The sequence below is a fragment of the Sporosarcina beigongshangi genome, assembly GCF_033485195.1.
In the GTDB taxonomy this organism is placed as follows: Bacteria; Bacillota; Bacilli; order Bacillales_A; family Planococcaceae; genus Sporosarcina; species Sporosarcina beigongshangi.
Genome location: NZ_JAWLIR010000033.1, coordinates 1 through 7,390, shown reverse-complemented (window position 1 = coordinate 7,390; position 7,390 = coordinate 1). Strand labels below are relative to the sequence as shown.

The window sequence follows — 7,390 nt, the reverse complement described above, 5'->3', positions numbered from 1 at the left end:
GACGATTTCTTATGTCATTAACAATTTCTCTTAGAAGTCGGAGTTATCCCAAATGAATTTACCCAAAAATAAGTTAACAATCCAGGAACAGTAAAAATAATCAGTGTAACAATTTCTTGCATATCAACCCCCACCTTTACTTTGTATTATACCAACTGATAGATAAAAGAGCATGCTTTCCTCTCACAATTAAATGAGTTCGTGTACTGCTGTAGCGTCACGATACCGTACGACGATGTTAGGGGTAAAAGAATAAACGGCGGCATGTTCCGCTGAAAGTAAAAGTCATCCGCAGTATTCCTTGTCTCTTATACAGCACGGTGAAGCCATCTCCATCGAAATACAGACACTTATACCTGTCCTTTTTTCCACCCGCGAACAGGAAGATGGAATCGCTATATGGATCAAGCTCAAAATAATCTTGAATTAGTGTTGCTAAGCCATCAATCCCTTTTCGCATGTCAGTCTTTCCACAAATGATATAGATATTTTTGACTTTTGTATAATCCTGCCTCATCGTTCAATCAGCTCTCTTATAATTGTTTAGATGATGCGCTCCTCCACGCCATTTTGGAAGGTGATTTCTGCATGCGCAAGTGTAATCGTACAAAAACCGGAGGGTTTTGCGAATACGTGTAGTTGATGAGTATTTGCGATAGGATGTAGTGTAACGGGGACGATGACTAATGGTTGTGTTGTTGTGGCATTGAAAAGCACCTCCTTTCAATTGATACGTTTATCGTACCAGGAGGTGCTGCTTGTTTATATGCGTTGTTTGAGTACGGGCTTACGAATAAGTCATCACAATAACTAAGGTATGCCTAGTTATATCAAGGCTTATTTGCCGAATTCACTGTACGAAAATTAGGATATTAATATATTATTATAGAAAGGTTTGTATGAAATGAAATCAATTCTAGCATCTTCTGGATATATATAAATGAATATACTTAGTTCTAATCATACCGGTTCAATTACCTCTCCAAATTCCTTGTTATTTTGTATTTTATAGTTTCTCTAAAAGTGCCTGTGCATATTCCTCTATGGTTCTAAATACTATTTGTTGGTTCAAATCAATACCATTTAAGATAATTTTTCTATGCGCTTTTAAAAATTCTATTTCAAATACTGGGTCAATGGTTTCCAATTCAAGGCTAAATGTATAACCAGCAAAACTGAAATCAAGCGGCTTTTGAATAATAGGTATGCTAGTATAAATATAGTCTATTTCTTTATTTAATCGATATAACTCCTCAATTGTTGAAGCATTTGCAAGACTTTCATAGAAATTTGTTGTATTTACAATTGGAACCTCTGTATTGATTTCTACATCTTTTCCTAAGTAATTATGTGAAAAGATTATTGCTTTGAGTGATGTAATTTCAGTTTGTACAGAGTATCTTTGTTTAATTAATTCCCAGTTTTCTTGAATAGCAAATAACTGATCTGGCGCTTTTTTTAGAGCATCTCTAAATTGGTTATCCAGACTTTTAATTTCTGAATAAGAATTCGGATTAAAAAAATGTTTCACCTCAATATATAATACAAAACCTTTATCATTATCTACGATTAAAATATCTAATTCTCTTTTTTGGTTCTTTTTATTAGGTATAGGTAGATTAAAGTTTGTTATTACAATTGACTCCGGATATTTTAGCTTAATTAGCTGTTCAATAAGAGGTATAACTCTTTCTTTAAGCTTGTCTTTTATTCTTAAATACCGTTTATTGTCGCATTTCCTTAAATTATTTAATAACATAGTTTCACTAGAATCATTTGACAATAATACAAGTGGATTTAATAATAGATAACCATCTTTTGTGCATATTACCGGTGAGTCTGAAAGATGAGATTTTGGAAATAATCCATTTCCAATTGGTTTATAAATTAAGTCATTGAGAACTTTTTCAACCATTTCTTTATCCTGGGAGATAGTGTATTCTACTAATTTCTCTCTACCATTTGGAGATAATACTACCATTACTTTAGACGTCTCTATCTTATTGAGATTAAAATCTTCTCTATATAATCTAATAAAACGGTTCATAGCAGCGGAAATAAAAAATGACGAAATTCCTCCCCAATCTAGACGCGAATATGGCTCAAAATCATCATACATCATATTTTCATTCCAAAAACTAAAATATCCCTTAGTCAATTCCGAAGCAGCTTCCTCAATTGTCTTTTTTTCTAACATCCCTGATGTCATCTGTAATGTATAGCTAAGCGACTTTTTTATTATATATTTCAAAAAGAATTCATATTGGCCACGGGGCAAATTATCTTGTTGAACAGTAATTGTCTTTTTTTCTTCATTTATATACATTCTTGTTTTGTTTGACCTGACAGCAGGAAAAACTTCACACAACATTGAATACTCCATACCAAGTATCAAATTTTCAAAGCAAACCAAATATAAGTTTTGATCAAAATTAAAATCAGTAATATCCTCTTCCTTTAATTTTTTATAAGCAAGAAATGTATTATAACTTAAAGAATATACTATATATTTCTCAACCTGTGAAAACCAAAGTTGATTTTTGATAACATAATCTATAAAAGCTAAGTTCATATGGTAAATATATTTATACCTGGGTGTATTCTCATCTAACTTATTATATAGATACTGATCTACCTCATCCTCAATTTGTATTATTCGCTCATTAATCATGTTATAACCTACCTTTTATCAATCATATTTATATATAGAAAAGAGCTTCTTTTTAAATTTAAACGCTTCAATATTCATCCTTTTATAGGAAATAATCAAATAATGTTAAATTCACACTACTTTCCTACTTTTCATCCGTAACAAAATAATTAGCTTCATTGTTATAATAATTACATACATTACCTTGTCAATTTTTTTGGAGCTATAGCTATTAGGAAAAGAAATTAAATCCATTATTCTAACCTTAAAATATATAGGTATGAAAAAAGAGATATTGCCCAAGAGTTCAACTCCTGTTCAATATCCCTATCCTTCAAAACCATTAATACGACTAATTTTGTCTACCATTTAAATATGGAAGCGGCGGGAGTCGAACCCGCGTCCAAAGGCCCTAACACTTAAGCGTCTACGCGTGTAGATTGACTATTAGGTTTCGCACATCAGTAGCCGGCAATCAGGGCGTCCTGTGTGCTATTCTGCGAATCTCTTCCAACTGCCTCAGAAGGCAACAGCTGTCGTATCCCACTTAGAGTGAGCCCTGCAATGCTACATGGGCGATAGAACTACAAGGCAGATTCAACAGCTTACGCTGCGAATGCTAGGTTGTTGTTTGTTTTGCCTGTTATTATAAGGTGTCGTTTCTGACGGAGCCGAACCCTCCGACGCGCAACTCAAGCTTAGACTACCCCTGTCGAATCCGTAACGCCCCCGTTATGAGGATGTCAGGATGACCTTAATAGCGAAGCTAAAAAAGGTTTCTGAACTGACTTACTGTACTTATCATACCGCATTTTCACCTAAAAATCAATCCCGTTGTCTATCCTTCAAGACCCGAGCCATTTCACGCTTAGCGTCCTTCTTCTTAAGATCCTCACGCTTATCATAATCTTTCTTACCCTTACCAACGCCAATCAGCACTTTTGCGAAGCCGTCTTTTAAATACATCTTCAATGGCACGATCGCAACGCCTTGCTGTTTCGTTTCGACAAACAATTTACTAATTTGTTTTTTATGCAGCAACAGCTTTCTCGAACGAGTTGGGTCATGGTTGAACTGGTTACCGTGATCGTATGGACTAATATGCATATTGGAGATCCACGCTTCGTTGTCACGGATACGCACAAAGGCGTCTCGTAACTGCACTTTACCGTTACGGATCGACTTGATCTCCGTTCCTTGTAGCACAATACCCGCTTCAATCGTTTCTTCAATCGCAAAGTCGTGATTCGCTTTTTTATTAACCGCAACAACTTTCCCTTGGCCTTTCGCCATCTCTTTCACCCCTTAATCAAATACCATCCAATACGAGGTAATTTCATGATTATCTATTTTAGTTTAAAAAACGAACAATTGCACGATTTTTTGTTAGATCATTTACAAATATGCAATTCTATTGTCGTTGATTGGAGCGTAAGGCGGCGACTCCTGCGGGAACAGCACGAGCTGAAGACCCTGGACTGAGCACAGCGAGGGAAGCGGCTGAAGCCGTGCCCGCGGAACGCGTCCGCCTGAAGCGTAAATCAACCTCGTTCGGATTTTAAGGCTATTTGTTCTATTATGAAATTGATTCGTATAGTATCATTTTTTCTTTTTAGGCTTGTTACCCTTACCTTTTTTAGCAACACTTTCATAAAACTTCTTCTTTTTATTATACGTGCCCGTTTTCTTTTTGTCTTTCGACTTATCGTCAGACTTACCGCCACCGCGACCCTTTTTCTCCGCATGAATCACTTTCGGGGTTTCCCTGCGCGCTCGATGGAAGGATTGCTTCATCCCAACAATTTCAAAGTCGATGGCAGATTCCTCCGGTTTCACGGCCGCTACTTTAACCGTTACTTCATCACCTAAACGGAATTGCTTGCCCGTATGCTCGCCAATCATCATCATTTGTCTATCATCGAAACGATAATAATCATCCGTCATATAACTGACATGGACAAGTCCTTCGATTGTGTTCTCCAGTTCAACAAACAGCCCGAAGTTCGTAACCGACGAAATAACACCTTCAAATTCCTCGCCGATTTTATCCAACATGAATTGCGCTTTTTTCAGAGATTCCGTATCGCGTTCTGCTTCAACAGCACGACGCTCACGTTCAGACGTATGATCCGCAATCTCAGGCAATCTACCGCCCCACTCCGCAACCGTTTGTGGAGAAACATCTTTTTCGATTAAATACTTGCGAATCAAGCGATGAACAATTAAGTCAGGATAACGACGAATTGGCGCTGTGAAATGCGTATAGAACTCTGTCGACAAGCCAAAGTGACCCAGACTTTCATCTAAATACTTCGCCTGTTGCATCGAGCGTAACAGCATCGTCGAGATAACTGTTTCCTCCGGTAAGCCTGCAATTGATTCTACAATTTCCTGCAAGGCACGTGGATGCACTTTATTGCCCGTTCCTTTGACAACCACACCGAAATTCGTTAAGAACTCGAAGAATCGTTGCAGCTTTTCAGCTTTTGGATCCTCGTGAATGCGGTAAAGGAATGGCAGCTGTAGCCAGTGGAAGTGCTCCGCAATCGTTTCATTCGCCGCAAGCATGAATTCCTCAATGAGGCGTTCTGAAACGGTACGTTCCATAATGACCACGTCAGTCGGCCAGCCTTTGTCATCCACAAGAATTTTCGATTCCTTAAAATCGAAATCTATGGCGCCACGGTCTACTCTCTTTTGCTTCAAAATAGCTGCCAAGTCTGCCATATGATTGATCATCGGCACAACCTGTGCGTATTTCGCACTCAGCTCTTCATCTTTTTCGTCGATAATTTTATAAACTTCCGTATACGTCATGCGTTCCTTCGAGCGAATAACACTCTCAAAAATTTCATGACCCGTCACTTTACCGTTGCGGTCAATTGTCATCACACAGGACAATGTTAAACGATCGACGCCTGGATTCAACGAACAAATCCCGTTTGATAGTTTATGTGGCAGCATTGGAATGACCCGGTCCGTCAAATAAACACTAGTGCCGCGATCGAAAGCATTGTCATCCATCGGAGAATTTTCCGTTACATAATAGCTGACATCTGAAATATGGACGGACAATACATACGATCCGTCGTCATTTTTGACAACTGAAATCGCATCATCCAAGTCCTTAGCATCCGCGCCATCAATTGTAATGGTCAGCTCTTCCCTCAGATCATGCCGTTTGAATAAATCCTTTTCCTGCACTTCGTCTGGAATATTATTCGTCTGTTGTAGCACTTCTTCAGGAAATTCCACTTCAATGCCATGCTTATGAATGATAGAAATAATATCCACACCAGGATCATTTTTATGTCCTAGTATTTGTGTCACCATACCTGTCATGGACTTTAATTCACTTGGCCAGTCTGTTATTTCAACGACAACCTTATGCCCATCTACCGCGTCCAGTGCATCACCTTTAGCAATAAAAATATCCATTGGCAGTTTTTTATTATCGGGAATAACGAAGCCAAAGCCTTTATTATCCTGATATGTGCCGACAACTTTTGTTGTTTTGCGCTCTGCGATTCGACTAATCGTGCCCTCGCGGCGGTCTCCTGACGTGCCGTTTGTGACACGGACGAGGACGATATCCCCGTTCATGGCACCATTCACTTCATGTGGAGGAATAAAAATATCATCCATTCCTTCTGTTTCCGGTGCAACGAAGCCAAACCCTTTAGCATGACCGATAAATTTTCCACGCACAAGATTCATGCGCTCAGGTACCCCGTAACGATTCGTTCTTGAACGAATAATTTGCCCTTTTTGTTCAAGGTGAACAAGCATTTTGACAAGTTCCTTGAATTCTGCCGCTTGCTCAAACCCCATTAGTTCTTGGATTTCCTGTACAGTCAGCGGCTTGTATGACTCGTCTTTCATCAGGGACAGCAATTTTTGTTGCATCTCTTGATCGAAATTATCCATATATCTCACTCCTTCATTTACCTAGCATTATCATTTGTTTTATTTTTCACACATGCCAATCCAGTGATTCAAGAAATTCAAAAATATCTTCATGTAGCTGTACTTTTTCTGGTCCTAGCGTGATGACGTGCCCAGATTGCTCGTACCATTTTAACTGTTTATCGTCAGATTCGGTATTGTCGAAAATAACATTTGCCGAGTCTGGATCGATGACGTCATCGAGTGATCCTTGCGTAACAAGTAGTGGCGCGTAGATATGATCGATATGCTCGCGAACATCGTAAATAAGTGCACGAAGATCCGCGAGAGATGGCATCGATTGTTGCTGTAATGCTTCCATATCTTTTTCGATTTGTTGCTCATCTTTTCCTTCATACTTCTTATATTCCCGCGCGTACGCTAGGACACCCTCGTACATGATATCCGTCGTTTTCATCGACATTGGCGCACACATTGTGACAATCCCCTTCACAGGCATGTTATACCCTAATTTCAATGAAAATACGCCACCTAGCGATAATCCTGCCACCGCAATCTCATCGTAGCCAGCTTCCTTCAATTGATTATAACCCGCCAGGACATCTTGCCACCACTCAGCAGGTCCAGTTTGTATCAATTCCTCCGGTGGTACGCCATGCCCTTTATAATGGGGTGCGAGCGATGTATAGCCTTTCTTCTCAAGAAAGCGCCCAAGCATCCGTACGTCTGCTGAAGTGCCCGTGAATCCATGCAATAGTAAAACTGCACGCTTGCCTGTTTCTATAAAAAATGGTTTTGGTTGAGATATTCGCATAATATGTATTCCTTTCTATT

General features: G+C 38.9%; 5 protein-coding genes and 1 other RNA gene. All 6 read right to left on the bottom strand.

Annotated features, from left to right (window positions below):
- Window positions 1-238 precede the first annotated feature (238 nt).
- Window positions 239-517, bottom strand: a complete 279-nt coding sequence (gene tnpB, locus R2B77_RS14390) for an IS66 family insertion sequence element accessory protein TnpB (RefSeq protein ID WP_322555736.1) — start codon at window positions 515-517, stop codon at window positions 239-241.
- A 489-nt stretch (window positions 518-1,006) separates the two neighbouring features.
- Window positions 1,007-2,671, bottom strand: a complete 1,665-nt coding sequence (locus tag R2B77_RS14385) for a hypothetical protein (protein WP_203248721.1) — start codon at window positions 2,669-2,671, stop codon at window positions 1,007-1,009.
- A 352-nt stretch (window positions 2,672-3,023) separates the two neighbouring features.
- Window positions 3,024-3,381: a transfer-messenger RNA gene (gene ssrA, locus R2B77_RS14380) on the bottom strand.
- Window positions 3,382-3,475: 94 nt separating this feature from the next.
- Window positions 3,476-3,943: an SsrA-binding protein SmpB gene (smpB, locus tag R2B77_RS14375; protein ID WP_203248720.1), complete on the bottom strand. Its 468-nt coding sequence runs from the start codon at window positions 3,941-3,943 to the stop codon at window positions 3,476-3,478.
- A gap of 306 nt (window positions 3,944-4,249) precedes the next feature.
- Window positions 4,250-6,577, bottom strand: coding sequence for a ribonuclease R (gene rnr, locus R2B77_RS14370; protein WP_203248719.1), 2,328 nt, complete (start codon window positions 6,575-6,577; stop codon window positions 4,250-4,252).
- Between the two features lie 46 nt (window positions 6,578-6,623).
- Window positions 6,624-7,370: an alpha/beta hydrolase gene (locus R2B77_RS14365; RefSeq protein WP_203248718.1), complete on the bottom strand. Its 747-nt coding sequence runs from the start codon at window positions 7,368-7,370 to the stop codon at window positions 6,624-6,626.
- Window positions 7,371-7,390: the final 20 nt, after the last annotated feature.